Annotated in this window: 28 protein-coding genes, 1 riboswitch and 1 other annotated feature; of the genes, 9 read left to right on the top strand and 19 right to left on the bottom strand. The window is 49.3% G+C overall.

Translation table 11 applies throughout. From position 1 onward, the window contains the following. Positions 1–12: 12 nt before the first annotated feature. From ACETK5_RS00335 to ACETK5_RS00315, 5 genes are all read right to left on the bottom strand, one after another. Positions 13–681, bottom strand: coding sequence for a methionine ABC transporter permease (locus ACETK5_RS00335; protein ID WP_076324846.1), 669 nt, complete (start codon positions 679–681; stop codon positions 13–15). Then, the gene (locus ACETK5_RS00330) at positions 681–1,697 is read right to left on the bottom strand and encodes a methionine ABC transporter ATP-binding protein (protein ID WP_127593495.1); all 1,017 of its coding nucleotides are present in this window, start codon (positions 1,695–1,697) and stop codon (positions 681–683) included. The genes ACETK5_RS00335 and ACETK5_RS00330 overlap by 1 nt, the downstream gene beginning before the upstream one ends. Positions 1,698–1,804: 107 nt before the next feature. Continuing rightward, positions 1,805–1,951, bottom strand: a riboswitch (SAM riboswitch). A 121-nt stretch (positions 1,952–2,072) separates the two neighbouring features. Then, on the bottom strand, positions 2,073–2,792 hold the full coding sequence (locus ACETK5_RS00325) for a Cthe_2314 family HEPN domain-containing protein (RefSeq protein WP_100539236.1): 720 nt from the start codon (positions 2,790–2,792) through the stop codon (positions 2,073–2,075). 452 nt (positions 2,793–3,244) lie between these two features. Beyond that, positions 3,245–4,219: a COX15/CtaA family protein gene (locus ACETK5_RS00320; RefSeq protein WP_100539237.1), complete on the bottom strand. Its 975-nt coding sequence runs from the start codon at positions 4,217–4,219 to the stop codon at positions 3,245–3,247. Between the two features lie 240 nt (positions 4,220–4,459). Next, a complete protein-coding gene (locus tag ACETK5_RS00315) occupies positions 4,460–4,804 on the bottom strand; it encodes a thioredoxin family protein (RefSeq protein WP_071222388.1) in 345 nt (114 codons plus the stop codon). Positions 4,805–4,941: 137 nt separating this feature from the next. On the opposite strand from ACETK5_RS00315, the gene ACETK5_RS00310 reads away from it, so the two are divergent. Continuing rightward, entirely contained in the window at positions 4,942–6,336 is a 1,395-nt protein-coding gene (locus ACETK5_RS00310) for a DUF2515 family protein (RefSeq protein WP_394054088.1), read from the top strand. A 148-nt stretch (positions 6,337–6,484) separates the two neighbouring features. Here the strand turns inward: ACETK5_RS00310 and ACETK5_RS00305 are convergent, their stop codons facing one another. From ACETK5_RS00305 to ACETK5_RS00295, 3 genes are read right to left on the bottom strand one after another with little or no spacing between them, the layout of a single operon-like run. Next, entirely contained in the window at positions 6,485–8,110 is a 1,626-nt protein-coding gene (locus tag ACETK5_RS00305; RefSeq protein WP_394054087.1) for a putative polysaccharide biosynthesis protein, read from the bottom strand. A 56-nt stretch (positions 8,111–8,166) separates the two neighbouring features. Next, the gene (locus ACETK5_RS00300; protein ID WP_100539529.1) at positions 8,167–8,646 is read right to left on the bottom strand and encodes a DUF456 domain-containing protein; all 480 of its coding nucleotides are present in this window, start codon (positions 8,644–8,646) and stop codon (positions 8,167–8,169) included. A gap of 7 nt (positions 8,647–8,653) precedes the next feature. Further along, complete coding sequence (locus tag ACETK5_RS00295) at positions 8,654–9,400, bottom strand: Cof-type HAD-IIB family hydrolase (RefSeq protein ID WP_100539240.1); 747 nt, start codon at positions 9,398–9,400, stop codon at positions 8,654–8,656. 257 nt (positions 9,401–9,657) lie between these two features. On the opposite strand from ACETK5_RS00295, the gene ACETK5_RS00290 reads away from it, so the two are divergent. Next, positions 9,658–10,119 (top strand): SRPBCC family protein, encoded by a 462-nt coding sequence (locus ACETK5_RS00290; protein WP_326117949.1) that lies wholly within the window; start codon positions 9,658–9,660, stop codon positions 10,117–10,119. A gap of 61 nt (positions 10,120–10,180) precedes the next feature. Here ACETK5_RS00290 and ACETK5_RS00285 read toward each other — a convergent pair whose 3' ends face one another. The 3 genes from ACETK5_RS00285 to ACETK5_RS00275 form a co-directional block, all read right to left on the bottom strand. Next, on the bottom strand, positions 10,181–12,241 hold the full coding sequence (locus tag ACETK5_RS00285; RefSeq protein ID WP_394054086.1) for a peptidoglycan D,D-transpeptidase FtsI family protein: 2,061 nt from the start codon (positions 12,239–12,241) through the stop codon (positions 10,181–10,183). A 143-nt stretch (positions 12,242–12,384) separates the two neighbouring features. Then, positions 12,385–13,533, bottom strand: coding sequence for a transglutaminase domain-containing protein (locus tag ACETK5_RS00280; RefSeq protein ID WP_100539243.1), 1,149 nt, complete (start codon positions 13,531–13,533; stop codon positions 12,385–12,387). A gap of 105 nt (positions 13,534–13,638) precedes the next feature. Beyond that, on the bottom strand, positions 13,639–14,085 hold the full coding sequence (locus tag ACETK5_RS00275; protein ID WP_394054085.1) for a hypothetical protein: 447 nt from the start codon (positions 14,083–14,085) through the stop codon (positions 13,639–13,641). Positions 14,086–14,266: 181 nt separating this feature from the next. Here ACETK5_RS00275 and ACETK5_RS00270 point away from each other — a divergent pair, with 181 nt between their 5' ends. Both ACETK5_RS00270 and ACETK5_RS00265 read left to right on the top strand, forming a co-directional pair. Next, positions 14,267–15,436, top strand: a complete 1,170-nt coding sequence (locus ACETK5_RS00270; RefSeq protein ID WP_100539245.1) for an MFS transporter — start codon at positions 14,267–14,269, stop codon at positions 15,434–15,436. Between the two features lie 433 nt (positions 15,437–15,869). Then, on the top strand, positions 15,870–16,217 hold the full coding sequence (locus tag ACETK5_RS00265; RefSeq protein WP_100539530.1) for a toprim domain-containing protein: 348 nt from the start codon (positions 15,870–15,872) through the stop codon (positions 16,215–16,217). A gap of 125 nt (positions 16,218–16,342) precedes the next feature. On the opposite strand, the gene ACETK5_RS00260 is transcribed toward ACETK5_RS00265, so the two are convergent. The 3 genes from ACETK5_RS00260 to ACETK5_RS00250 all read right to left on the bottom strand — a co-directional run bounded on the left by ACETK5_RS00260 (position 16,343) and on the right by ACETK5_RS00250 (position 18,482). After that, positions 16,343–16,960, bottom strand: coding sequence for an SCO family protein (locus ACETK5_RS00260; RefSeq protein WP_100539246.1), 618 nt, complete (start codon positions 16,958–16,960; stop codon positions 16,343–16,345). Between the two features lie 79 nt (positions 16,961–17,039). Further along, positions 17,040–17,978: a heme o synthase gene (gene cyoE, locus ACETK5_RS00255; RefSeq protein ID WP_100539247.1), complete on the bottom strand. Its 939-nt coding sequence runs from the start codon at positions 17,976–17,978 to the stop codon at positions 17,040–17,042. A gap of 285 nt (positions 17,979–18,263) precedes the next feature. Continuing rightward, the gene (locus tag ACETK5_RS00250; protein ID WP_015737431.1) at positions 18,264–18,482 is read right to left on the bottom strand and encodes an alpha/beta-type small acid-soluble spore protein; all 219 of its coding nucleotides are present in this window, start codon (positions 18,480–18,482) and stop codon (positions 18,264–18,266) included. Positions 18,483–18,603: 121 nt separating this feature from the next. Between ACETK5_RS00250 and ACETK5_RS00245 the strand changes: the two genes are divergently transcribed. Continuing rightward, positions 18,604–18,771 carry a hypothetical protein gene (locus ACETK5_RS00245; RefSeq protein ID WP_164817467.1) on the top strand — a complete coding sequence of 56 codons (168 nt, stop codon included), beginning with the start codon at positions 18,604–18,606 and terminating at the stop codon, positions 18,769–18,771. Between the two features lie 12 nt (positions 18,772–18,783). Here ACETK5_RS00245 and trpS read toward each other — a convergent pair whose 3' ends face one another. Continuing rightward, a complete protein-coding gene (gene trpS, locus ACETK5_RS00240; RefSeq protein ID WP_394054084.1) occupies positions 18,784–19,770 on the bottom strand; it encodes a tryptophan--tRNA ligase in 987 nt (328 codons plus the stop codon). A gap of 90 nt (positions 19,771–19,860) precedes the next feature. Beyond that, positions 19,861–20,103, bottom strand: a binding site (T-box leader). Between the two features lie 177 nt (positions 20,104–20,280). On the opposite strand from trpS, the gene ACETK5_RS00235 reads away from it, so the two are divergent. Together ACETK5_RS00235 and ACETK5_RS00230 are read left to right on the top strand one after the other, a co-directional pair. Continuing rightward, complete coding sequence (locus tag ACETK5_RS00235; protein ID WP_394054083.1) at positions 20,281–21,264, top strand: aldose 1-epimerase; 984 nt, start codon at positions 20,281–20,283, stop codon at positions 21,262–21,264. 223 nt (positions 21,265–21,487) lie between these two features. Next, positions 21,488–21,709 (top strand): alpha/beta-type small acid-soluble spore protein, encoded by a 222-nt coding sequence (locus ACETK5_RS00230; protein ID WP_100539250.1) that lies wholly within the window; start codon positions 21,488–21,490, stop codon positions 21,707–21,709. Between the two features lie 93 nt (positions 21,710–21,802). Here ACETK5_RS00230 and ACETK5_RS00225 read toward each other — a convergent pair whose 3' ends face one another. Together ACETK5_RS00225 and ACETK5_RS00220 are read right to left on the bottom strand one after the other, a co-directional pair. Further along, complete coding sequence (locus ACETK5_RS00225; RefSeq protein ID WP_394054082.1) at positions 21,803–22,207, bottom strand: O-methyltransferase; 405 nt, start codon at positions 22,205–22,207, stop codon at positions 21,803–21,805. 286 nt (positions 22,208–22,493) lie between these two features. Continuing rightward, the gene (locus ACETK5_RS00220) at positions 22,494–24,287 is read right to left on the bottom strand and encodes a M3 family oligoendopeptidase (RefSeq protein ID WP_326117945.1); all 1,794 of its coding nucleotides are present in this window, start codon (positions 24,285–24,287) and stop codon (positions 22,494–22,496) included. A gap of 144 nt (positions 24,288–24,431) precedes the next feature. Between ACETK5_RS00220 and ACETK5_RS00215 the strand changes: the two genes are divergently transcribed. After that, positions 24,432–24,617, top strand: coding sequence for a YycC family protein (locus tag ACETK5_RS00215; RefSeq protein WP_100539252.1), 186 nt, complete (start codon positions 24,432–24,434; stop codon positions 24,615–24,617). Then, complete coding sequence (locus ACETK5_RS00210) at positions 24,614–24,844, top strand: hypothetical protein (RefSeq protein ID WP_071222370.1); 231 nt, start codon at positions 24,614–24,616, stop codon at positions 24,842–24,844. The genes ACETK5_RS00215 and ACETK5_RS00210 overlap by 4 nt, the downstream gene beginning before the upstream one ends. Positions 24,845–24,922: 78 nt before the next feature. On the opposite strand, the gene ACETK5_RS00205 is transcribed toward ACETK5_RS00210, so the two are convergent. Both ACETK5_RS00205 and ACETK5_RS00200 read right to left on the bottom strand, forming a co-directional pair. After that, complete coding sequence (locus ACETK5_RS00205; protein WP_394054081.1) at positions 24,923–25,618, bottom strand: DUF2225 domain-containing protein; 696 nt, start codon at positions 25,616–25,618, stop codon at positions 24,923–24,925. Between the two features lie 57 nt (positions 25,619–25,675). After that, positions 25,676–26,053, bottom strand: a complete 378-nt coding sequence (locus tag ACETK5_RS00200; RefSeq protein WP_071222368.1) for a globin domain-containing protein — start codon at positions 26,051–26,053, stop codon at positions 25,676–25,678. Between the last annotated feature and the right edge of the window lie 325 nt (positions 26,054–26,378).

The following is a 26,378-nucleotide window of genomic DNA, read 5'->3' as shown; positions in this document are numbered from 1 at the left end:
TCATCAATCCCGTTATTTTCTTGTAAAATGCCGCACCAGGCGATCTCCTGCCATTTGCAGCAGTTGTACCAGCACGATCATCAACACAACGGCCAGAATCATGATCTCGGTCTCATAACGGTAATAGCCATACTTGATGGCCAAATCCCCTAATCCGCCGCCCCCGACTTGACCGGACATCGCGGTATAAGATACCAGGGTTACAATCGTGATGGTCATCCCCGCCAGCAGACCCGGACGTGCCTCCGGGAGGAGAACCCTCCATACGATTTGGCTTGTCGAGGAGCCCATGGCATGAGCCGCCTCAATCACGCCTTTATCCACTTCATTCAAAGCCGTTTCCACGAGCCTGGCGAAGAATGGGGCAGCGCCGATCACGAGCGGCGGAATGGTTCCTAGCACGCCGTACGAAACACCTACGAGCGACTTCGTAATCGGGATCATCGCAACGATCAGGATAATGAACGGAACCGAACGCAGGATGTTCACAATGAACGACAGGATCGTGTAACCGAAGCGCACCAAACCGGATGTAGATCTTGCAGCCATGTAGAGCAGCACGCCAACCGGCAGTCCGATGATGAAGCTGAACAATGCCGAAGCCCCCAGCATCCGAAGGGTATCCAATGTTGCCGTCCATATCTCTTTCCAGTCGATCTGGGTAAAATCAAGCCCGAACATTAATGAATCACCTCCACGTCTAATCCTTGTTCCAGCAGCTTCCGGATCGTATCTTCTATGGCACGCTCTTCCCCTTCGAAACGGACGATGAGCTGGCCATACGGCGTTTCTTTGATCGTGGAGATCGTGCCCTGCAGAATCGCAAAATTCACGCCCGTCTCATGAACGGTATGGGACAGAATCGATTCGTACGTTTTCGATCCAAGGAACGTAATCTGAACCGCCTTTGAAGGTCCATTCGCCTGGCCCTGAATGGCCAGCCGCAGCGCTTCGCCGCTGTCCATCTCCTGGCGGATAAATTCCTGGGTCACTTCATGCTTCGGCTTCAGGAACACTTCCGTTACCGGCCCTTGCTCCACAATGCCGCCTTGATGAATGACGGCGACCCGGTCGCATATGCTCTGAATCACATGCATCTCATGGGTAATCAGCACGATCGTCAGATGAAACTTTTTGTTAATGTCCAGCAGCAGGCGCAGGATCGAATCCGTGGTCTGCGGGTCAAGCGCCGAAGTGGCCTCGTCGCACAGCAGCACTTCGGGATCGCTTGCGAGCGCTCTGGCTATGCCGACCCGCTGCTTCTGACCGCCTGATAGCTGGGACGGGTATTTGTCCCGATGCGCCTCCAAGCCGACCAAAGCCAACAGTTCGGATACCTTGCGTTCCATCTCAGCCTTCGGCGTCTTGATCAGACGCAGCGGAAACGCAATGTTATCGTACACCGTCGCGGAAGATAACAGGTTAAAGTGCTGAAAAATCATGCCGATTTTGCGGCGTTCCGTCTGAAGCTGCTTCTTGCCAAGCGACGTTAAGTTCTTACCGTTCACCCACACCTCGCCCGAGGTGGGACGCTCCAACAAATTGATACAACGGATCAATGTACTTTTACCTGCACCGGAGTGTCCGATCACTCCGAAAATTTCTCCTTTTTCAATCGACAAATCCAATTCGGACAACGCAGTGGTTAAGGTTCCGGCTTTTCCGTACTGCTTCGTCAATTGCTTGAGCTCAATCAATCCGATAATCCTCCTTTTTCCGTAGCTTCATATCTATTTACCCAAAAGAAAAGAGCCTCTTTTTGTAGAATCAAAAAGGGCCCTCTTTACGTAAAAGTCAACGCCTTTTCTCATCTGTCAAAGCCAAGGGATATCCTGCAGCTTTGAAGGAATTAGCACCATGTCACTCCAAGCGTCACTGCGTTAAGCAATTACACGCTGGAGTCGGTTGCCGGGCTTCATCGGGCCTGTCCCTCCGCCTCTCTCGATAAGAAAACATCGATATGAAATTTTTCCGATTAATTTGATCTGATTTAATAACATTTAATGAATGCAATAGTTAGTATAGATTCTTTTCAGGTTTTTGTCAAAAGGAATTTCATGGCGATTTTGTGCCTAAGCCCTGACTCCATTTTTCCCCCAAAGCTCGTTCGTATATTTATAAGAGGCCGCCAGACTCCGGCATACCATATCGACACCTTGTTTGAGATCGTCCAGGTGCTGATCGATATCCTCCAGCTCGATCTTGTCCGACAGCCCTTGATGACGCTGCCATAAATCATCCTGCATCTCGGAATTCATGTAATGGATTTCGGCGTTTCGCCGTTTCCGAAGTGTGTTCAGCGGTGTTTTGTAACGCTCCTTGATCGCTTCCAGCTCTTTGGCCAGCTCTCCGTGGGCCTTCAGGAATTTAAACTGCCGCAGGACCGTAAAATAAGAGAAATGCGCCTTCACCTTGGAGGTATGAAGATCGTACAAATCGTTCAACACCGTCCCCAGCTTGTCAAGGATCGAGAATACCCGTATGAAGCCGTTTTTGTAAAAATACACATATCGTTGATATTCCCCTTGCTCCTGAATCGACATGTCATCGATGTAACCCGATTTGACCGATTGACTGAAATGTCTTGCCGCATTCCAGCTCTGTTCCAGCTCATCCAGGGAAACGATCAACCCCCGGGTCCAAATTTCAAGCTTGCGAAAGTCATGCGTCGGATCCTGATTTTTCTCCATTTCCTTCTGCAGCAGCCGGGTTGTCTTGACCATCGATTCGATGGCTTCCTCAAGCAGTCCGTTATTGTGCCGGGGCTGTTCCCCAAGTAACATACGAAGCATGGCGGTACCCCCTCGCGTCATCAAATTAATCTTGGTTCTTCTTGGACCGCTATTTGTCTAAATAGTGATTCCACCGCGTTTCAACCGTCTCTTCACGTTATCCTCACGCGGGAATAACTCACCGGGGTATCCCGGTTGTGTTTCAGTTCGTTCACATAGAATGCCCACGAAACGACCAGACAACCCCCACAGAATGGAGCGACTTGAGATATTCCCTGGTTATCGGCTTCGTCAATATTATTAAATATAAACAAATTCGTTGCCGAATCAAACCTTTCCAGTACTGCTTCGAGCGTCTTCCTTAAATCAGACAGGTTGAGCGGACGGTTAGACGGTTGGCATATCAATTCCCTCTCTATACAACAAAGCCCTCGAACGTTGGCTCGGGGACTTTGCTTAACATATGTTGCCTTACATTCGATCTCTTTGTTTCATGGTTTTTGCTTCTTTACTTATACGATCTTTTCACGAGGCATGTTGTGACCCGGCCGCATCTCAGCTTCAAGCGGCTTGCTGAGCTGCCATACCCGGACACTTAAATAACAGAGTACGCCGAATAAGGCCGAGATCAGCAGTGTGTGTCCCAGTGCGGAGAATACGTAAACCTCCTCGTTATGCATCGTTGCCATAATGAGGGCACCGCTAAACACCTGCAGCAGACAGAGCACGGTTGCCGAAATGCCCAGCATCTGTACCTCCCGGTTGTCGCGGTTCCGCCAATATGCAAAATGCCCCATCACCGCCACCACGATCAGCAGCAGAAGCGCTGCCACCCGGTGCATAAAAGCGATGCCGACTCCACCGCTCAGCTCCGGGATCACTTCCCCGTTACACAGCGGCCAGCCGGAGCAGCCTTCCCGGGAATCGGTGTGGCTAACGAATGCACCAATATAAACGACGATATAGCTATACAGGGTTGTGCCCCAGACTAGATTACGGAAACCCTTGCTTACCCGAGGCAGACGTTCCAAGTCTACGGGCCCCTTCGCCTGTTCTACCCGCCGCATACCCAGAGCCAGCATGACGGAGCTCGCAAAAGCAATTAGCGAGAAGCCAAAATGCAGCGCCATAATCGCGGCCGATTGAGGCTTAACCACCGCTAGCGCCCCCATGATCGCCTGCACCACGACGAATACCGAGGTCCCGATAACATAAGCCATCAAATCCCGGCGATCCCGCTTGTACTTCCAGAACGCAATCAGCGAAGCCAGCGCCGCCAAACCCGCCATTCCGCTGACAGCCCGGTGGGAATACTCAATCATGGAGGATACCGTGTAAGCGGGAACAAATTTACCATTGCACAGCGGCCATTCCTGACCACAACCGAGTCCAGAGCCCGTCTTAGTCACAACCATGCCCCCGAAAGTCGCGCAGAACATAATTAAGCATGTTATGTAACTCAGCCATTTTAATTGTTTATCATTCACTTATCTCACCTGCTGCTCATATTCACTATTTAAACCTTTACAGGATCGCATCGTACACAGTCCACATTTCATTATACCTGATTCTACGGCTACGGTCACTTGAGCGATTGTGACAAAATGTTCAAAAATGAGAAAAACCTTCATGATGCAAGTACTTGACTTCGTAGCCCTACCTCTATCCGATATGTAAAACAACACCGCCGCCAGTTATAGATCAAGGCGGCGGTGCTATGGTCACTCTTACTTATGAATCGTACTGTATACGTCCACGGCACGCTGCAGGAAATCTTCAATCTCCTCGCGCGATTTGCGGAGTTTGTTAACGTAGCGAACCAGCTCACGTCCATCGGAATATGCAACAAAGCTGGGGATCCCCAAAATATTTTGCTGCTGACTCACGTCACCGACAGCATCGACGTCAACCTCTACCAGAGTCAATTGGTTTGAGAACTTCGTCTCAACCTCCGGCATGAATGGATCGATAAACTTGCAATCGCCGCACCAGTCTGCTTTAAATACGGCAACAGTCAGTCGCGGAGACTGGATTGCAACCTGAAATTCTGCTTCTGAAGTGATTTTTTCCATTGATTATCTCCCCTTTACGTCGAATTCCTTCACCCTTAGTGAATCAAAATGTTGAGTGGAAGTCAAATTTTAGAGCATACTGACATTATGATGTTCACAGGCTGGGATTAACCATTAGAAAGTGCAGGTGACCCCGAATGCACTCGAACGGAGTCAAAGATAAAAAAAACCTGGGCAAGGATGTACGGTCATGGACGGCAACCCTTCCGCTAGCCCTGACAGAATCATGGTCGGGAATGATCGCATCGTGGAGATTCTCCTTAAAACTCCGGACAAGCAGACATGAATTGCAATGGGATCCCACAGCCGTTAGAACGATTCGCAGGCAGCTCAAGAACATTCTCTCCTCTCATCCCTATCTCCAGCAGAGCGTTTCCCCGTTTCCGTACCCTTCTATGCAAGGGTATAGCGACATTCGGATTCATGAGCCAGGTGCAGATGTTCAGCTATCTCAAGATGAGCAGGAGCTGATTCATCATATTCAAGAGGCCGCAGCCGAAGCCAACCGCAGCAATGTGACTCGTACGCAAGCCTATTTGGACTGTTATGTGTCACACCCTGAGCTGCATTGGGCCTTGCTGGCCCATATGGTCTCGCGTAATGCCGGGTGGAGTATGAGCGATCTGAAGGGCGGATTGATGTCGGATCTCATGGATCCCACATTCAAGAGCAATTTGTATCGTTTCTTGGAACGCTGCAATGCGCTGATCTTCCAGGACGCCTACCCCCAGCTGCTTCTCTATATACACAGTCGAAAAAAAGGGAAGCCCCTATTTCATTTGCTCCCCCACTTTCATGTTTCATCGTTCATGACACCGTTCTGGGAGCAGTTCTGGCAGGATCAGGGCAGTTCGCTGCTTACGGTGGGTCTCATCATTAATGAACAGAATTATATTGAGGGGCGTGTGGCGAGACATCCTTTTTACCGACAGCATATTCTACAGGATCCCTTCTTTCGGATGCATGAGCTGACCCGGTTGAATCAAATCGTGTTTCCGTTGGGCCAAGTCCATCGAACGGAGTCGGGCGCAAGCCCTGCCCAAAAGCCCCTTTCCCCAGCCAGGCCGCTGGCCGGACTTACCCTACCCAAGTTTGACGACCTGTCCATTCGGATCAAGGCAGGCCGTTCGCTGTATGCTTTATTATTTGGATATGAGGAGATATACCGCGCCGTGCTGGCATTCGCACGGTCCACCAAGCACCAGGGATCGCGCGCCGAATATTGGCCGGCCTTATTTACGCCGACCCTTGAGCAAGCCATGAATCATGGCCATGAGGGATTTGACCTCATCACATCGGAATGGCTCCCGGGTGGCCAACGTCTGTATAGCCCTCAGCTTGAAGAGATCTGGAAGGATGAAACTCCCGAGCCGATTCCCCGGTACGACTGGTATCAGGGCCGCGCGGTGTTCAGGCATATCCGTAAACCGTTACGGCCGCTGCTGCCGGATATCACCCACGCCCATCGGGCCGCTCTGGAGAAAACCTCCATCGTCCATGATGTGTCTGATCCGTTCGAGCGGCGGCATTAAAATGAAAAGAGACCGTCCCGATACTGCAAGGAAGGTCTCATTTCGGTTCTATTCACACGATAAGTGCGTGTTCAAAAAGGTCGATTTTCAGCACCAAAGCTTATGCTTCCGATGTGCGTTTTTTCAAAACGCTTCAGTGTCTATGTCTTTATCCCCGCTCCCGCATACGTGCAGGCTGCAGTCTCATAAGCGGACGGAACACCTTCTGCAAAAGACGCGGGTAACTGCTCAGCTCCGATTGGCGCAATACGCCAAACACCACCAGCAGGACAAGATATATAATGACCACGGCCACGCCTACAACCAGGCAAGTCAGCAGGAATGCCAACCGTGCCGGCATGACATCAACCATCTGAATACCGGCCAGATTCAGGCCATATCCGATTCCACCGGCGGCAAGCACCGTCAGTACGAAGCCCGTCCAGCGTTTGCCCAGGATGGAGAAGGATACAATCGCTTTAATCGATCTTATATTCAGTATCGTAATGACAAGGAAACAAAGAGCCGTACTCCCAATGATACCGTAAATCCCAAAGAACGGAGCAAGCAGGAAGCTGGCTGCAAGCTTGACCACAACCCCGATCATCACGTGAATCATCGAAAGCTTGGCCTTGCCGATTCCAAGAAGAATGGAATTTGTCGTCATCATCGTGATCTGGAAAATCGTACCGAACGTCAGAAATCCAATAATCCCGCTGCCGCCCAAGGAACTGAACAGTAAACCATTGATGGAATAGGATGCAACGCATAGCGCAATCACCGTCGGCATCCCCGTCAATATGGCTATACGCATAGCCAGCGATACTTGCTGTTCCAAATGCTCCTTATCTTTCTTCGCAAAAGCGGCAGAGATGATCGGAATGAGCGAGGTGCTGAGGGCAATGGCTAGAATCGGCGGAATTCCCGCGACGCTCTGCGCCCGGTTTCCTAATACCGCGAGGGCTGCGGTGGCTTGTCCCAGACCAACCTGCCCGATCAACAGCGGTTTCACGATGGAGCTGTCAATAAAGTTAACTGCCGGAACCGCCAGGGAAGACAGCACAATCGGTATAGACAGCGTGAATATATCCCTGTATATCCCGCCAAGCGGAATGGAGCGGTCCGCCGCCGGCATCTTGAGCTCACGATCACTTCGGCGAAGTTTTACCGTGAAGTACAGCATGACGGCAAATGCTCCGATACTGCCGAGTACGCCCCCGAAGGAGGCGCCGGCCGCGATCCAGGTATCGTCGTATCCCATCCGCAGCAGCATGTAGGCCAAGCCGATCGCTGTCAGAACCCGTGCAATCTGCTCGATAATCTGCGATATGCCACCAGCCGTCATATTATTGCGCCCCTGGAAGTATCCCCGCATCATGGCGATGGCTGGGAACAGCAGCAGCGCTGGGGCGAGTGCCTGAATGGCCGCGGCTGCCTCCGGCTGCTTAGCAATATGGGTCGCATAATAAGGAGCTCCGAAATAAAGCAGCAGCGTCATAATTACACCCGCTGCTCCGGCAAAAATAAGTGCAGCATGATAGACACGCCGGGCCTCCGCAGGCTTGTTCAAAGCATGACGCTCGGATACCATTTTGCTGAGCGTGCTGGGAATGCCGGCCGTTGCTACCGTTAACAGCATTAAATATACGTTATTGGCGATCGTAAATGAGGCATCCCCAATATCATTCAGCATATGCTCCAGGGGCACCCGCTGAGCAAGGCCCAGCACCCGGGCTACCAGCGCAGCAGCGGCCAAGATGATGGTGCCTTTAATAAATGACTCTTTCTTTGACAAAACCGTACCCTTCTTTCTCCTCCAAAGCGCCTCTTACAGCGATTCCTAAGCGTCTATTAGAAAATCCAAATGAAGAAAATAACAATCATCGCGAGCTGTAAAATAACCTTCACCACAATGCTGCTGAACAATCCAATGACCGATCCGAAACCAACCTTCATGGATTTGCTCGGTCCCGAGCCTGCCAGCATTTCACCCAGAAATGCCCCGATGAACGGTCCGATAATCAATCCAAAAGCGGGAATGACGAACGGTCCGATAATCAGTCCGATGGTGCTGCCCCATATCGAGGCTTTGGAACCGCCAAGCTTCTTAACCCCCCAGGCGTTAACCGCATAATCGGCAATGAACAGCACCACCAGAATGATGGTCTGAATAATCCAGAACCATGTATTGTAATGCTCGAATGTAAAGAACCAGCCGTAAACAAACAGCGCCAGGTAAATGGCGATAACCCCCGGCAGAATAGGGTAAATCGCTCCGGCCATCCCAATGATAAACAGAGCGATGACGATAATCCAGCCCAATACGTCCATCAACATCTCACCCTTCGATCAAAATATGATCCCTGATGACCTCAACGATACCGTCCTCATTGTTGCTGGAAACCACAAGGTCCGCTTCATCCTTCACCGTCTGCTGGGCATTGCCCATAGCCACGCCGAGTCCGGCCTGCTGAATCACAGCCAGGTCGTTCAAGCTGTCCCCTACGGCTACGACCTCGGACATGCTGATTCCGAGCAGTTCGCACACCTGTCCGATTCCGGTCGCTTTGTTAACGCCGAGCGGATTAATTTCCAGGTTATCCGGCGAGGAGTTCGTGATCTCCAATCCACCCATATCCTGCAGGCGCATCAGAATGTTGTGGCGTACCTCATGATCATTCGTGGTGTAACCGAACTTCAGCCACTCCTGATTCGCGACATCGCCGATCCAGTTCTCAGAGTTATACAATCTTTCTACTGAATACGCCCAGAACCATGATCCGGTTTCAATGGCAAGTGCGTGCATTTGCTCCACAAGCTTGCTGTCGAGCAGCGCCCGGCGGTGCAATTCATATGGCGCGCGCCATACCTCCCCGCCGTTCACCGTTACCATCGGTGTCGTCAGTTCAAGCTGCTTGGCATACGGATAAGCATCCTGAAACGGCCGGCCTGTCGAGAGGCAGACGTGAATGCCGTGCCGTACCGCCTCTTTGATCCACTTCACCGTTTCCTCGGACACCTCATGATCGTCCCGCAGCAGCGTACCGTCCATATCCAGTGCCAACAATCGATATTTATGTTTCATGGTATTAACCCCCTTACGAATCACAAGCAAACATAACGACATTTTACCACAAAAGGCAGGTCGTCAAAACATCCCTCATGAATAGCAGCCCCCAGACGGGCCAAAACGGAGGAAAAGCTAGGATCAACTAGGATTCCCCAAGCGCTCGAACAAATCACACGCCCTTGAAATGAATGAGCAATGTAAAAGAAAGAATATGATTTCTTTTATGCTACGATACTTACTGAAGACAACCCCGAAAGGAGTCATAAAATCATATGACCAAACTCAATGAGAAGCCCGTCGTAACGGCAGAGATGCTGATTCGAAGACCGGTAGCCCAAGTATTCGAGGCTTTCATCGACCCTGAGATCACAACCAAGTTCTGGTTTACCAAAAGCAGCGGCAAGCTTGAGGAAGGCCATCATATCCGCTGGGATTGGGAGATGTATGGGGTACATGATGACGTGTACGTTCAACATATTGAAGTGAACCGCCGCATCGCAATCGAGTCTTCGGACCAAACCAGGACCGAGTGGGCATTCACGTCACGCGGCGATCATGAAACCTTCGTTGCCATTACCCATTCCGGATTTACAGGCAGTGCGGATGAAATGGTGCAGGGAGCTATGGATTCCATGGGAGGATACACCATGGTGCTCTGCGGACTCAAAGCGCTGCTGGAGTTTGGCGTCGTCTTGAATCTGGTAGCGGACAAGGCTCCGGACGCCCATGTGTAACAAATAAAGAAACGGCAGCCAACCCATTGAGGGCTCTTGGCTGCCGTTTTGCTATTTCCTATTATTCGTTGGAACTGCCATCCTCATTTCCACCCTCGGTTTGTTTAGGGTGAGGCGTACCGTCGAGTCCGTAAATTTCGTCATACGCATCGAAAATTTTGCGGGCAACCGGCGCGGCACTCTGGGAACCGAAGCCTGCTTCCGGTATGACGACGGCGACGGCCAGCTTCGGATTTTGCCGTGGTGCAAAGGCGATGAACACCCCATTTTCCACCCGGATCCGAGTACCGTTTTTATAAATATCCTGCTCGGATGTTCCTGTCTTCCGTGCAAAATCATATTTAAAATCTTCAAAAGCCCGAAGTCCCTGCGTATTCATCCCTGCAATGACTTCATTCCAGTACTGCTGCGGGAATTCCGCTTTATTCAATACCTCGCGTTTGAATTCCTTGATCACATTGCCGTCCTGATCCACAATCTTGCTCGCAAGCTGCGGCCGAATGCGTTCTCCCCGATTGGCAAGCGTGCTGGCATACTGTGCCAATTGGAGCGTCGTATATTTACCGGACTGTCCGAATGAAGCGTATGCCATGGCAGCCAGATAACTTCCCGCCTGCTCGATATTGGTATACTCGATGATTCCTTTATGCTCCTTCGGCAGGCCGGATTCGGTAGATACCCCAAGCCCGAATTCCCTCATGTATTCATCCCATTTTTCAACGGATTTGGAGCCGTATTTGTTATACAGTCGTTCCCCGATCCAGTCAACCATAAAGGCGTTGGAAGAATGCTCGATCGCTTGTCGGGCATTCAAAGATCCATAGGCTTTACCGCCTGAGTTCCGAACTCTCGTATTATCCTTACCGAAAAATGCTGCACCGCCATCATAATAATAATCGTTAGGTCCAAACAATTTTTCATTAAGTCCAATCAATACCGTCAAAGGCTTCATGGTGGAGCCGAGCAGCACAACCGATTCCAGATTGTTCCCGGATCGACCGGAACTGTATGGAGAGATCGTCCCGTTGCCGTAATACTTCATGACGGTTTCCCAATCAGTATCATCGGCCCCATTCTCCCACACATTCGGGTCATAATCCGGCATACTGGCCATGGCAACAATGTTTCCGGTGTCCACTTCCATCGCTACGGCATAACCGGTTTGCGCATTCGGATGCGTTTTACCGGAAACCGTATTGGTATGAAGCCATTTCAGCTGATCGATGATCGCCTGCTGCGTAGCCTTCTGAATATCCTTGTGGATCGTCGTATGAATATTGTAACCCTTCTCCGGGGCGATCATGGTTGGCACCCCGTCCGCCATGTTCTGCGGATTAATCGGAATACCAATATATCCGTTCTTGCCGCGCAGCTCATCCTGGAACATCATTTCAAGTCCGTCTACACCGACCTTCTCCTGCTCCGTATAGATGAGTCCCGGATCCTTTTGCTTCTTGTTCTGCTCATCGATCTGTTTATATTTATCCAGTGTCTTATTTCCGCGGAACTCTCTCAAATAACCAATGGTTTGAACGGCAATTTTATCCTGGTTATATTGACGCTGGCTTTCTTCAACAACCTCTAAACCAGGATACTCGTTCTTATGCTCCATAAAGTAAGCCACTTCTTTGGTCGAGAGATCTGCCTTAATGCGTCTCGGCTCATAACCCGGCTGCTTGTTAAATTCCAGGTCCATCGCTTTGATCACATCATCCACCGTCAACTTTTCGGCTTTTGGATCACCATACTGTTCGAAGACCTTGACCATTTCCTCGGCCAGCTTTTCGATCTCCGGACGGTTCTTCTTCCCTCGTTCGGATGAACTGTAATCCTTTAACAGCGTTAAATACAGTGCTTGGGAGGGTGTCGAGTAGGCAAGCGGCGTTCCGGAAGCATCGATGATGCTGCCCCGGATCGGCTGAAGCGGGAAATTTTTAACCTGCCCGCCGGTTTCGAGCTCTTTTAGCTCAGGCCCTTCAACAAACTGCAGTATAGCAAGACGTATAATAATGACACAGAATATGATAAAAGTGCTGAAAAAAAATAGATTAACCCGCAAGTTAAACTGACTGCCGGCATCTCGTTCTTCTTGTTTGCGCTTATCCGGCCTAAACCCTTTCACGTATGCTTCTCCCCTTTATCCACAATCACATAAACCCATATTAACATAAACGCCCCCCCACTTCATCTGGAAGGGCCCTCCTGATAGGCAAGGGCGGACTTCCCTTGCTCAAAAGTCCGCCCTTCTCCATATCAACACACCGATCAAAACACTTGCTCTTTAATATGCGTCTCGTTGAAGCGCGGCGGGTTAAACCAGTTGCCGCTTTGTGCCCAGGTCGGGTCCAGCGGTATCCATCGCTTCTCTTCACTCAAGTAGACCTCATTCCAGGCATGCGGGCCATAACCGCCTTGCCCATTATATCCCCTGCCGGTTACGACCCGGACTTTCAGATCCTGAGACCGGGCCATCATGGCATACAGCCGGGCATAATCAATGCACACGCCTAATCTTGTATCGTACGTATCCTGTGGTGTCTGCTCTTTCCATATCCGCTGCTCTTCATACAGCGTCACTTTGTCGTGATCATATGCGATCCGGCTGCCAACCCAATCATAGAGCTTTCGCGCTTTCTCTTCATCGGTTGACGCGCCCTTCACGACATGGGCTGCCGTCTGCTCAATGCCCTCGGGTATCTTGTGGTCGATGACCTCATACTTCCGCTGAATGATCCCATTCAATTCTTCCTGTACCGATTGGGTAAAGACCGGCAGCTTCTCGCGGACGAGAGAACCCGACAAAGGCTCTATTACAGCCCTCGCTCCCTGCTGATAAACCGGTGAAGCCTCAACATACCGGCTAAAGCCGTGATCGGGATTCAGACTGACGTAGATGAATAAGATCGCAATGACAATAATGCTCCGCGCAGCTCCCATGATGACACCAATTCCAGCCCCTGTTAGCCGGCTCAGCAGTGATGCCGAGGTATCTTTTCTCGTTCCGAAAAGTCCCAGCCTGCCTCCCATGATCAGGGAAACGAGCAGACGCAGCATAAATACGATAAGGGCGTAACTTAACATAAACAGCACCGCAAACCGCAGCAGCGGGAAATCCGCCAGCGATTTTACGGCTGTATAATAAACCTGTTCCCAGAAGCGCAGCTCCCGATTCGGTAAACTTGCGGCCGTGCCCAGCCAATCGCCTGCTTTAGGCGATAACCATAATGTAAAAGGAACGGAGATCGCAAGCCCGACCAGGCGCAGCACCGCATCCCCCAGAAAAAAAACAAGCTTCCCGGCTGACCGGGAGGCTCCGCGACTCCATCCCTGCAATAGTGAAAAAGCCACAATCAGCAGCAGCAAGATGGTGATTCCGTTCCCACTCAGCACACTATCCTTCCATGCCGACATCAACGGTATCCCCTCCTCTCCCCATGATGTCTTGTCAACCGATGTAGCGAGCTGCAGTACTATAAAGCTGCTGCCCCCGTACATCGCTTCCGATTGCGTTTCATCTTTTTATTTCGAGGCCGTATTGCTCTTGGCATCGTCGATAAAGCTCTGAATCGTATCGTTGATATCCCACTTTCCTACCGAAACACCGCGGAACGTCACTTCAACCTCTTCAGAACCAGAACTTCCTTTCAACTCCAGATTGGGAGCTTTAATGGAGTAGGTACCGTCCCGATTCGAAGTATATTTCGCTTCCTTCGCTTCTTTCATCATCATGTTCAGCGCTTCTTTTTTTATCGTATCCACCGTTTCTTCCTTCACCGTGGTTACAACCTCGCCGATTTTATCGAGGGAAATTCCGCTGTACACCAGCAATCCCACGATGATGAGTACGGCAAGCGCCCACTTAATAACGGTTCTCACCACATTCAGCACAATAAACAAGACAATTAAGGCGATGGCAATGACCAGCCAGTTTTGTTTGAGAAATTCAATCCAGACCTGTGTATCCAATTCAATTCACTCCCGTTCATCGTTTCAAAAACGGCGGTTCATGGCCGTCTTATTAATTATACATGATACCCCGCAATACTGTCAGCCAACCGGGTCTTTTCACAAAAAGGTATAAGCTTGCCCTTTCGAACGTACAAGTAGTAGTAACATATCAACTTTTGCCGGATAGGAGGGTGCCATATTGAAAACCGCTTTATGGCTCTATATGTTTTTGTTTCTGGCGTTTTTTGATTTGCATGCTCAGTATCCTGTACTGACGCCCTTTGCCATCTCCCTTGGCGCAGCCCCTACGTTCATCGGCTGGATGATGGGCATTTATGCTTTAACCCATCTGCCTGGCAATTTGCTTGCAGGCAATCTGATCGATCGGCACGGCAGCAGACGCTACATTATTTTCAGCTTAACCGCTGCTGGTGTTATTCTGCTGCTCCAGGCTCATGTCCAATTGCCCTGGCAGCTGCTCGTGCTCCGCTCGATCAGCGGTTTCGTCTTGGCCTTTTTGTCACCTGCCTGTCTGGCACTGCTTGCGTCACTCTCCCGGGATCCTGTTACGCAAGGCAAATATATGTCCGGTCATGGCGTGGTCCACACCCTTGCCTCTGTCTTGTCCCCGGCCGCCGGAGCTTTCATTGTAGCCAAAGCAGGATTTTCCGGTACATTCCAGAGTCTGGGCTGGCTTTTGATTTTTACCGGCTTGATGGCGTTTCTCAGTCTCCCGAAGCCTCTGTCAGCCAACGCTAAAGATAAGGGGCAGGCTGTGCCGATCAACAATGGGACACCAGCGCGGCTTCCTTTTAGTTTGCGCTTATATTTGATCCCGTTTGCTATCGCATGCTCTCAAGGAATCCTGTTCTTTGAAATACCGCTGCGGGAAAGCGGGCTGGCAAGCATTATGTCCACCGGACTTCTATTCTCCGTCATTAGTCTTGGAGCATTGGTCACATTAAGCATGCTGTTTCTCAATCGTTATGCGCCCCATATCAGAGTGGCCGTCGGCGTACTGGGGCTGGCTATTTGCTTCTACGCCCTCGCTGCCGCGCATCAAGTACCGATTATGATCATCCTGTTTGCACTCGGGCTTGCTAAAGGATTGCTGTTTCCGGCATTATCTTCACTGTTCATTGAGCTAAGCGGCGGAGGCAGACTCGGGAAAGTATTCTCATTGCAATCCATCGCCATGTCGCTGGGTTCCTTTGTAGGTCCTATTGCGGCTGGACAGCTCCGAACGGTGGTGTCCCCTTATTTTATCGCGTTTCTGATGCTGATGACCGTGCTCCTGCTGCTCCCCAAACGCAATCGTGAAGCACCTTTAACAGCCATCTCACCAGAAACCCCAATCTCAACCGTCTAAGGAAGCTGTACCGGGCTTGAGCCAGCGCCCAAAAAGATGCGGATGGGCCAATACACAATCCATATGGGTATATCCACATAAGATACAGTGTGGCAAATGACCACGGACATCTAACCAAGGGGTGAAGTAATCATGAGTCATGTTCATCATCATAAACATTGTCATACAGGAGGCCATGGAAATTCTGTAGGGATGGTTCTTGTATTGTATATTCTGCTCGTCATCATCTTGAGCTGTTTCTACTAGAATACATGGGTTAACCTTGTTACGGCCATCCAGTGGATGGCCGTTTTATTTTGCCTGCTTTGCATGATCGGTAAAAAACAAGTTACACTATACATACACCATTCGACACAACCATCATTCGACGGCAGATCATCATTTCCCGGGGAATGCTGCCAAGGATCTCCGTATCATGACAGAGGTGAAAAAGATGCCGATATTCCTCATTGTAGAGGGCAAGAACGACCGGAGCCGACTACGCCGATTGCTGACATCGGATATAACCATCCTGTGCACATTCGGAACGTTAAACACCGCCAAGCTGGAAAGCCTTCATAAACAGGTGAAGGATCAAGAGGTGTATCTTTTTATGGATAACGACAGCTCCGGCAAAAAAATTCGCGGTGCCCTGCGCGACGTCTTTCCTGATGCCGAACACATCTATACACGCCGGGGATACGCCGGAGTTGAAGGAACGCCTGACGAATACCTGATTGCCCAGTTAGAGAAGGCCGGGCTGGAAGAGTTCATCATTTACCCGCCTCCTGCTGAGTTCTGATGAACCTTGTCTAATTTGTCCAAAATCTCATTCACAACGTATATACATCCGAAATCCCTATTTAAATAAAAAAAGGCGTCCTCCATCTTTAACGATAGAGCGCGCCTTTTGGTTTTACCTATAAGTTATTCCTTAATTAAGGTCTTAATGTCCTTCACAATATCCTCGGTCTTCACTTGGGCCGGGTCTGCTGCATTATAGGTCTTCCGAATATTGTTATTCCGGTCAACCAATGCAATCGAATTGCCATGCGTGAAATTCGTCGAGTTATTGCCGAGCAGCGGGATTTTGAAAGAGTCCTGCATCAGCTTCCGCGTTTCCTCCTGATCTCCGCGCAGGAAGTACCAGCCGTTATAATCCGCATAGAAACGGTCCCCGAACTCCTTAATCTTCTCTTTCGTATCGGTTTCCGGGTCAAAGGAAATGGACACGAAGTTAACCTCTTTTCCGAAGAGGCCCTCTTTCTTCAAGTCTTCCTGTATTTGCGAAAGAACCAGTGTCGTAATCGGGCATACATCCGGGCAGCTGGTGAAATAGAAGTACATGAGTTTCACCTTGCCCTTGGTATCGTCCGATGTGATCGTCTTTCCATCCACATTCTCCATGGAGTAAGCGGCAACCTCACGAACGATAGGAAACTTTTCTTTTCCGAATCCTAGCGAGTTGTACACCAGGTAAATAGCTGCTATTACGCATACAGCGAGTAGTACCCAAGTCCATTTGTAACGTTTGAATGCATTCATGACCTTCCCCGTTCTCCCTTCGTCTCAGGCAATCCCTGTTCTTGTCAGGTTTAGTGCAGCGTTAAAGCCCTTCCACCTATTAAAAGGTGGTATTGAGTATGAGAACGATCAGGCTCAAGGTCAAGTAGTTGATGGAGATAATAAATACTTTTTTGGACCAAGCTTCATCGTCCTTGGCACGGAAACCTTGGAGTGCGGCGTAGAGCCACCAAATTGCCAGAAGGAGTCCGATAACCAGAAAGAATATACCGGCATACCCATACGCGTACATCAGGATGGGGATCGGTATAAGAAGTACCAGGTAAGGGATCATCTGATACTTTGTGCGTTTAATTCCTTTTACGACCGGCAACAACGGGAAGCCTGCTGCGCGGTACTCTTCCACGCGGCGAATGCCCAGCGCCCAGAAATGCGGGGGCTGCCAGAGAAACAGTAGAGCGAACAGCAAAACCGCAGCCATATCTACGCTTCCTGTTACGGCCACATAGCCGATCACCGGAGGCATCGCTCCGGAAATAGCGCCTACCGACGTGCTCCATGTTGATGAGCGCTTTAACCATAATGTGTATACTACAACGTATACGAACATTCCAATCGCTCCGAATATACCTGCCAATACCCCTGAGAACAGGAATAACATGGCTAGTCCAACGATTCCAAGAATGATGGCATACCAAAGAACAACCTTAGGTGTCAGCCGTCCGGTTGGAAGTGAGCGATTCCGTGTACGCTCCATCTTCATATCGAGCTCTCTGTCGAAATAGTTATTGAAAACACAGGACGAAGCCATAACCAGAACGGTTCCGAGAAGTGTCATAATCATCAATCCAAATTGGATATCCCAACGCGATGCTAGCCAAAATCCGGCAAAAGCCGCTATCAAATTTGACCGGATGATTCCGGGTTTCGTCACCGTGATAAAATCTTTCCAAGTCCCCGCCTTATCGGGAGGTGCAGGCGCTGCCGAGGCAAGTGCTGCGGATTCTGAAGGAGCCTGGTATCTCAAGTGATTATCCACGTGTAAACGTTCCTCCTTGTATCTGTCGTTATGGAGGAAGTACTGCCTCCGCTATAAAGTTTATCATATCATTAGTAAAAAGTGTTTAGCAATCCTTCGGAATTCGTTCCATCTATATGACAATTCAGTGACATTTGGAAGCGATATAATCTTGACGTTATGCCGTTGTTTAAGGCACAATTTGTCTATGTAGCAAAGGCGGGTGTCGAATCCTTAATATGAATACAAAGCCCGGAGCGCAATCATAGCGCTCCGGGCTTCCATACTCACGTTATGAGAAAGAGATTACAGCGTGCGGCCAGACCCTGAAAGAGCCTGTTCTGCTTGCTGTACCAAACGTTTTGTAATGTATCCACCCAGGGACCCTGTTTCACGGGAAGTATAGTTACCATAGTAACCGTCCTGAGGAATCGTTACGCCTAGTTCTTGAGCAGCCTCGAGTTTCAAACGTTGTAATGCTGCAGTAGCTTGAGGTACAACCAAATTGTTGCTGCGGCGTGCCATATTAAATATCTCCCTTCACTGAATGTCTGTTATTCCAGTGCAAGCTTGCAAACTTATTATGGCTCCTTCTTGCAGCGTTATACGTATTTTTTTAATTTTTATCTATGGAGGTTTTTTTCATATGAGTAAAGGCTTATCCCTATGGTTTGCGGTCTCTTCGATCGTCCTGCTGACCGCTTCGGCCATATCCATCAGTTACAACGGATTTCTGGCCGTCGGTCTGGCTCTACTCTCCATTCTCAACATAGGCTGGGGATTCATTATCAAATCCAAACGCAGGCCTTCTTAGGAAGAATCCTGCTTATTTAGAAGCCAGAAAGCCCATTTTGTCCTTGACGCCATCCAGTATTTGAGCTGCGGTCTTCTGTGCCTGCTCTGCTCCCTTGGCCAGAATGTCATGGATTTCACCGGTTTGGCGAATTTCGTAGTATCTGTTTTGAAGGGGTTCCAGAGCGGCTACTACAACTTCGCCAAGCTCCTTTTTGAATGCCCCGTACATCTTTCCTTCAAAACGCGCCTGCACTTCCTGCAAGGACACCCCAGCGCACTCCGAGTAGATGCTCATCAGATTGCTAACCTCTGGTTTAGCGGACGGGTCATAGACCACTTCGGCCCCGGAGTCGGTTGTAGCCCGGCTGATTTTTTTGCGGATTTGGTCCGGCGTATCCAGCATCGCAATATAACTGCCCTCCACCGGATTACTCTTGCTCATCTTTTTAGAAGCATCATCCAGCGACATAATTCGTGCGCCTACTTCCGGAATGAACGGTTCCGGAATATTGAAATAGGAACCGAACCGATGATTGAACCGTGCAGCTAAATCGCGCGTGATTTCCAAATGCTGCTTCTGGTCATCTCCGACCGGTACCAGATTGGCATTATACAGTAATATATCTGCAGCCATGAGCGCTGGATAGACAAACAAACCGGCTCCTACGGAATCTTTACCTTCCGATTTGTCCTTGAATTGCGTCATCCGTTCCAATTCGCCCATATTTACCATCGTTGTCATAATCCATCCGAGCTCGGCATGCTGAGGAACATGGGACTGCAAGAAGATATTGGCACGATTCGGGTCGATACCGGCTGCTACGTACAGTGCCGCCACCGATTCGGAGCGATCTCGGAGCGAGCTTGGCTCCTGCGGTACCGTAATGGCATGCAGATCGACAACCATAAAGTAACAATCATGCTCGTCTTGGAGCTTAACAAAATTTTTAATGGCTCCGATGTAGTTGCCCAGTGTCAAATTACCGCTCGGCTGAATTCCCGATAATACAGTTTTCATGACTTGCCCTCCATTTATTTAAATATTTTTTAATCCAAAGTCTGCCCCGCTCCAGGGGAACATATAGGAACGCAAAAAGGCCTCACATCCGCAAGGGACGTGAGACCGTGGTGCCACCCTTATTCGCTGCAGCAACTCTAATACTTAAACTGCAGCCTTCCATTCTTGTAACGGAGAATCCCCGGCCGGCATATTAAGGAATAACAGTATAATCCCTGTTCAGCCTAGCACTCAAAGGTCCATTCAGCAAAGCGGATCCACCGGTTCACATCAACCACCGGCTTTCTGAAGGATGGGCCGCACCTGCTTACTTGTCCTTGTCATCGTGTTTCAATCATTTTTGGATCACTATTACATGCAATGATAAAACTCTTGCTCTGCCTTGTCAATTCCATTTTAGAATCAAGTCGCCCAATGTTTTGAAGCATTTCTTTTACCCTTTCCGCAAAAATCTGTTATGATGTGGTTAATCGTCCAGACCATGATTTCTGTTAGTAAAGGAGCATCGATATGAATCAAGTGACCAAAGGCCAGTGGAATGGTTACGACACCTATATTTTAAACAGCGGCCGTCTTGAAGTGACTCTCCTTCCTCGTCTTGGTAACAATGTCATTGGAATCAAAGACCTTGAAAACTCACGCGAAATCCTCCGAAAACCAGATGAAAGTGAGCTTGCCTTCTATCTTCAGAAGCCATACCACTTCGGCATCCCGATGCTCATTCCGCCAGGCCGGATTTCCAAAGGCCATTTTGAGTACGGCGGAACATCGTACCAATTTGATCAAAATACCGCGAACGACAATCATATTCACGGTCTCCACCGATCACAGGCTTGGTGTGTCAGCGACATAGAGGAAGAGGATGATGGGTGCGCCGTTTCGACAGAGTTCATATCATCGGATGATCCGAAATGGATTGCCCAATTCCCAGTACCGTTGAAGCTGGAAATGACCTTCCGTCTTCAGGAGACCCGCTTCTCGCAGAGTCTTCGTGTAACGAATCTGGGTTCCAGCCCTGTCCCGTTCGGCATGGGTTACCATACGTGGTTCCTGCTTGATGGTGAACCGCAGCGCTGGACGCTGGATCTGCCTGTAGAAGGCGTTTACACCTTGAATAACGAACTGATTCCAACCGGAGATCTTTCACCGCTTGGCCATCTGGAACCTCTGAATACCGGACTCAACCTGAAGGAAGCCGACCTTGACACGATATTGAAAATCCCAGAGGGCAAACCAGCCGAAGCCAGGCTTCAACGGGATGACGGTTATCAAATTCATTATTCGGCAGACCGTGCCTTTTTCAAGCACTGGGTGCTTTATACAAAAGGCGTCGCGGAGGAATTCCTCTGCATCGAGCCATATACCTGGCTTCCGAACGCACCCAATTTGAATCTGCCGAACGAAGAAACCGGACTGATTCATCTGGAACCGGGACAGACCGTGGACCTGAATACCCAGATCAGCATCCAAAAAACGTCGCCAGAGGCGGAGTAAGGGGAATTCAGCCATTCCATACGAACCCTATAATCTTTATATACTTAATGTTTCAACAAGAGCAGCCCTTTGATTTCAAAGGGCTGCTCTTGTTTGTCTAAGATAAAGGACCATTTCAGTGATACGGATAATTTTACCAACCAATGATATGCCTCAAGCACGAATGAGATTCCTAGGATTCAGTCATAATATCCACATACAACATCAAAGGAGGTGACATGACATGGCTCAAGGTCGTTCTTCTAACAATCTTGTCGTACCTCAAGCAACTGCAGCTCTTCAACAATTGAAGATGGAAGCTGCTCAAGAACTGGGCGTAACGATTCCACAAGACGGTTACATGGGTAACTATACTTCCCGTGAAACCGGTTCTTTGGGAGGTTACATCACCAAACGTCTGGTACAATTGGCTGAGCAGCAATTATCGGGTCGTTCGAACCTGTAATTCGCATCTCTTCCCTCCAGCCGTAATTAGAAAGAGGCGATCTTCTCCCCAAAGATCGCCTCTTTCGTTATATGTTCTATATGATAAATGATTTCAGGATTCCGAAGCAGCTTCGGCATATGTATTACGAGGGTACCGAATCATCAAGTTGGCCATGTTATAGTTGGATTCAAGTACAGCATCTACAACGACAATGCCCTGTCGTACCATAAATTCATAACTGATTTCGCCGTGTGTCCAGTGGCGTTTATGTTTCAGACTTTCAAGCGCCATCGTACGAAAAGAGAATTGTTGAGCTTCACTTAGCCCCTCCTCAAGTGGAGCTATGACCCCGTTACGCCCAGCCAATGGATTATGCCGTATGCCAAATTTACCAATTACATTGTTTCGTATTTGTACAAATACTGCCCCTGAACTTAGACCTCCCAACTCTTCTTCCAGCTCTTTAAACACGATGTCCAATTGTCTAGCCAGTGATAATTGATCTAGTTTTACCATCTCTTCTCCCTCCTTTATTAGTAAATCTTCCCTATTATTAGGGCTTATGACTCATTATAGGGTAAAGGAATCAATGTATCAACAATATTCAACACATTTGGGTATTTATTACTAAAATTGCACAAATAATTTAGTTTTCGGCTCCTTTTTTGCGTCAACTTTCAATCTTTTACGACAAAAAAAGAAGCCCCAGAGGGCTTCTTCATAGGTTGGAATTTGCATGCATTGGGAGGCAAAAGTCCTCTAACAAATTCTTTCATCCCTTTTTCCGATGAAAATCAACAATTCACGCCATATGTTCTGTCATTTGCAAGAATTGTCTAATATCGGATACACAGGAATCAGCCGCACTTTGCCAGAAATCGCGCTGGGTCAGATCCACATTCAGATGTTTCTTTGCCAGATTCTCCACGGACATTATGCCGGTGTCACGAAGCAGGGCATCATATTTATCCGCAAAGGTCGGACCTTCTTCCAATGCCCGAACGTAGAGGCCCGTACTGAACATATAACCGAAGGTGTACGGGAAATTGTAGAACGGCGTACCCGTAATATAGAAATGAAGCTTAGATGCCCAGAAATGCGGATGGTACGATGTCAGAGCATCACAGTAGGCTTCCTTCTGCGCCTCCACCATCAATTCCGAAATTTCCTCGCTGCTGAGCAGACCGCTCTTCCGTTTGTCATAGAAGCGAGTTTCGAACAAGAAACGTGCATGAATATTCATAAAGAAGGCTACGCTGTTCTGAATTTTCTCTTCCAGCAGAGCCAGCTTTTCTTCTTCGCTGCCGGCGCCCTTCACCATCGCATCAAAAACAATCATTTCGGCAAAGGTAGATGCCGTCTCAGCAACATTCATCGCATACTTCTGGTTAAGCACCGGAATTCCGCCCATCAGATGCTGATGGTAGGCATGGCCCAGCTCATGCGCAAGGGTCGAAACGTTCGAAGCCGTTCCGCCAAACGTCATGAAAATCCGGGTCTGGCCGCTGGCCGGGAAGGAAGTACAGAAACCGCCTGGTCGCTTGCCGGGACGATCCTCGACCTCAATCCAGCTCTTGTCAAACGCCATTTGCGAGAAATCCGCCAATCTTGGGCTAAACTTACGGAATTGCTCCACAATGTTAACCGCGGCATCGTCATATGAGATTTTGGTTGCGGAAGTGCGCAGCGGGGCATCTACATCCGTCCAAGACAAGCCTTCCAGACCGAGCAGCTTCGCTTTGCGGTTCAGGTACTCCACAAGCACCGACTTCGTGTCCTGGATGACAGCCCACATGGTATCCAAGGTCTCGCGGCTCATCCGGCCAATCGCGAGCGGCTCCTTCAAGACATCATCCCAGCCGCGGTTCTCGTACAGCTTCAGGCGGTAGCCGGATAAATGGTTAAGAGTATCCGCACAGTAATCGGCGGAGTCTCCCCATGCCTGCTCCCACTTCTCAAACATGGATTGACGTACTTCCCGGCGAGGATCATGCATTTTATTGAACGCCTGTCCTGCGGACAGCATGACCGTTTTACCGTCTTCCTCATATGGAATTTGGATTTTCTTCACGATGGTATCGTAGAACTCTCCCCATCCATGATAACCGTCTACGCCAAGCGACAGAGCCAGGCTTTCTAACTCAGGACTCATCTTATCTTTCGCAAGATTACGGCTTTCGTTCAATACGAAATCAAGCTCGGATACCTTATCCGTACCGGTCCAAGCGGTCCAGAGCTCGTCATTCATACCACGAAGAACGTTGTCGAATTGGTTCTTAACCGATTGCAGGGTCGCGGACAACGAAGTTACCCGTCCGGATAATTGAACCGCCTTCTTGTCATTCACATTCTGCGCAGTCAGGCAGCCCACGAATGCAGAGACTTCGCGGATACGGGCATAGGCACTCTGGAACTGCTCAAGGAAGCGTTCAAGGCTGGATGCGCCCTCCATGGTTTCCGGAACGGTTAATGCTTTAACGGCTTGCTGAAGATTATGTACATCCTGCTCAAGAGCCTCAAGAAAGCTCACGAGCTGTGGTGAGGAAGAGCCTCCGGGAAATATCGATTCCAAATCCCAAGTTTGTTGAAGTGCCATCGATCATTCATCACCTTTCTAAATAAAATATGAATTCAAGCGGAATATCATTTGTGTGGACTTAGGGAAAAGTGTATAACTATATATAACTCAATTTATGTTATCACTGCTACAACCAATTTACTGCTGGAGGAGCTAGAAGCCATGAGACCTTTGCAAATATCACCGGAGACGGCGGTTACATTGTCCAAGCAGCTGGGCGTTCCGCTGGAACAGCTGATGCATATGCCTCAGCATATATTAATGCAGAAAATTGCCGAGCTTGCCAAGAATGAGGAAGCGACTGCAACAAAAAAAGACGATGAGTCCCCATCATCGGAGAACTCATGATTCCTTTTTCCAATACTTGGCCTTATGATGTCGTTGGAAACGACGTGTATGTACACAGCTGCCCATTTTGCGGAACCGACAATGTATTGCTGCCGATGAAACCCAAAGAGCTGATAAGCGTAAGGGAAGGGAAAAAGAAGCTGCTGATCTTCCCCTGCTGTCACAACAAAGTAACCGTGCTGGACAGCGACATCGACTACTTGCTCACGGATCAGCGATTACGCTGACTTCACCGTAGAGCATAAGTTTAGCCTATACGTAAGATCCAACAGCCTGCTGACCCACCCTTCAGCGGGCTGTTGGCTTTAGGACTCCGCCTGGAGTGCCGCGTTCTTCTGCTCCCGTATCTGCTCGGATATCAGCTTCCATTGCTCTCTGGATGCGCGTATCATCGCGGCATCCATAATCTTGTCATCCTGGACCACTCTGGAGAACCATTGAACCGCCTCCTGAAACTGGCCCAGCCTGCGATGGATCTCCCCGATCAGATACAGCAACCTAGCATCATTAGCCCCTACCCCTTCCAGCTCAAACACTCGGATATAGGATTCCAGGCTATAACTCAAAAACCGCTTCTCTTGATCCTCGTTACCCTGATATCGGTACAGCCAAGCGATATGATGCAGCAGGCTGGCCACAATGCGATCCCGCTCCCCGATCACTTGCGCGCAGAGGAGAGCCAGCTTGTACGACTCCAGAGCATCCTCCAGATTGCGGGACCCGCCCATTTCCCTCTTCTCCCAGCGGCATCCGACTTGCTCGTAAAAGAGCGACTTCTGCCGTTCGTTCAATTTCAGGGTCGAGTTTTCCGTGGAGGCAAAACCGCATTCAGGACAGATCCGCACTACGTAAAAATCGGGATTCTCCGATTTATAATAAGCGCAAAAATCCGTATCTGTACGGTATGCCTTTTTAAAGCTGGGTCTCACCCTGGATGTTACATATTCATGCTCACAGTGCGCACAAATTACCTTGATGGAATACAAGGGTTCCAATTTCACGCCATTCGCCATCCCTTCATTCGCCTCTAATTCCTGTTTAGATGTAGGTCTATGGCACTAAGGAGTATTCACGAAATGGTGGGCGGGGCCGGACAGACGCTGCAGCACAAAATCACGTAATTCATCCTCCACGCCAATTTCGATTAGGGCTCCTGCCATGCAGCCAAGCCATTCTTCGGCATGACGATCCGTAATCGGGAATTTCATGTGCCTGGCCCGCATCATCGGATGTCCGAATGCTTCCGAGAACAAGGCAGGCCCTCCAAAAAACTGGCTCAAGAACATATATTGCTTCTCCATCACCGGCATAATATCTTCCGGAAACAATGGGGAAAGCAGCTCATTTTGCTGCACTCTCGGATAAAACGCTTCGACGAGCGAACGTACACCCTCGGCACCCCCGAGGTTATCATAGATGCTTAAGTTCGGATTCATATCCGCTAATCTCCCATCTGTTTTTATGATTCGCTTTTGATTGGATGTACCTATCCATTATAGCAAAAAACAACAAAAAAAGGCGCTAAGCAAGGGTTAGCACCTTTTAGAACTTATTAATAACTGCGCCAGTCCTCTTCACTCTGGACGAGAGAAGCACGTATAACATAAACGAAGGCGCATACTAGGATACCTGCGACTATGCTCATGATCATCACTCCATCCAAACATAATACGAAAGATGTGCTTTGATGTTTTTTATTATAGCACAATATCCCCGAAAATAAAGCACAAATGTAACCGCTTTCTCATGTTTTTTATACTG

Source organism: Paenibacillus ilasis (assembly GCF_043195395.1).
GTDB classification, from domain to species: Bacteria; Bacillota; Bacilli; order Paenibacillales; family Paenibacillaceae; genus Paenibacillus_AQ; species Paenibacillus_AQ lautus.
Note: the sequence above shows the minus strand (reverse complement) of the source record. Positions and strands in the feature narration are given on the sequence as shown.

Excerpts from the sequence above, each read along its gene's own strand:
- ACETK5_RS00325 (WP_100539236.1), bottom strand. The coding sequence starts at position 2,792 with ATGCTTCGTATGTTACTTGGGGAACAGCCCCGGCACAATAACGGACTG.
- ACETK5_RS00260 (WP_100539246.1), bottom strand. The coding sequence starts at position 16,960 with ATGAATGCATTCAAACGTTACAAATGGACTTGGGTACTACTCGCTGTA.
- ACETK5_RS00210 (WP_071222370.1), top strand. The coding sequence starts at position 24,614 with ATGATTCCTTTTTCCAATACTTGGCCTTATGATGTCGTTGGAAACGAC.
- ACETK5_RS00225 (WP_394054082.1), bottom strand. The coding sequence starts at position 22,207 with ATGGTAAAACTAGATCAATTATCACTGGCTAGACAATTGGACATCGTG.
- ACETK5_RS00315 (WP_071222388.1), bottom strand. The coding sequence starts at position 4,804 with ATGGAAAAAATCACTTCAGAAGCAGAATTTCAGGTTGCAATCCAGTCT.
- ACETK5_RS00200 (WP_071222368.1), bottom strand. The coding sequence starts at position 26,053 with ATGAATCCGAACTTAAGCATCTATGATAACCTCGGGGGTGCCGAGGGT.
- ACETK5_RS00290 (WP_326117949.1), top strand. The coding sequence starts at position 9,658 with ATGACCAAACTCAATGAGAAGCCCGTCGTAACGGCAGAGATGCTGATT.
- ACETK5_RS00300 (WP_100539529.1), bottom strand. The coding sequence starts at position 8,646 with ATGGACGTATTGGGCTGGATTATCGTCATCGCTCTGTTTATCATTGGG.
- ACETK5_RS00250 (WP_015737431.1), bottom strand. The coding sequence starts at position 18,482 with ATGGCACGCCGCAGCAACAATTTGGTTGTACCTCAAGCTACTGCAGCA.
- ACETK5_RS00245 (WP_164817467.1), top strand. The coding sequence starts at position 18,604 with ATGAGTAAAGGCTTATCCCTATGGTTTGCGGTCTCTTCGATCGTCCTG.
- ACETK5_RS00335 (WP_076324846.1), bottom strand. The coding sequence starts at position 681 with ATGTTCGGGCTTGATTTTACCCAGATCGACTGGAAAGAGATATGGACG.
- ACETK5_RS00295 (WP_100539240.1), bottom strand. The coding sequence starts at position 9,400 with ATGAAACATAAATATCGATTGTTGGCACTGGATATGGACGGTACGCTG.
- ACETK5_RS00220 (WP_326117945.1), bottom strand. The coding sequence starts at position 24,287 with ATGGCACTTCAACAAACTTGGGATTTGGAATCGATATTTCCCGGAGGC.
- ACETK5_RS00265 (WP_100539530.1), top strand. The coding sequence starts at position 15,870 with ATGCCGATATTCCTCATTGTAGAGGGCAAGAACGACCGGAGCCGACTA.
- trpS (WP_394054084.1), bottom strand. The coding sequence starts at position 19,770 with ATGAAAACTGTATTATCGGGAATTCAGCCGAGCGGTAATTTGACACTG.
- ACETK5_RS00235 (WP_394054083.1), top strand. The coding sequence starts at position 20,281 with ATGAATCAAGTGACCAAAGGCCAGTGGAATGGTTACGACACCTATATT.
- ACETK5_RS00310 (WP_394054088.1), top strand. The coding sequence starts at position 4,942 with ATGCACTCGAACGGAGTCAAAGATAAAAAAAACCTGGGCAAGGATGTA.
- ACETK5_RS00230 (WP_100539250.1), top strand. The coding sequence starts at position 21,488 with ATGGCTCAAGGTCGTTCTTCTAACAATCTTGTCGTACCTCAAGCAACT.
- ACETK5_RS00215 (WP_100539252.1), top strand. The coding sequence starts at position 24,432 with ATGAGACCTTTGCAAATATCACCGGAGACGGCGGTTACATTGTCCAAG.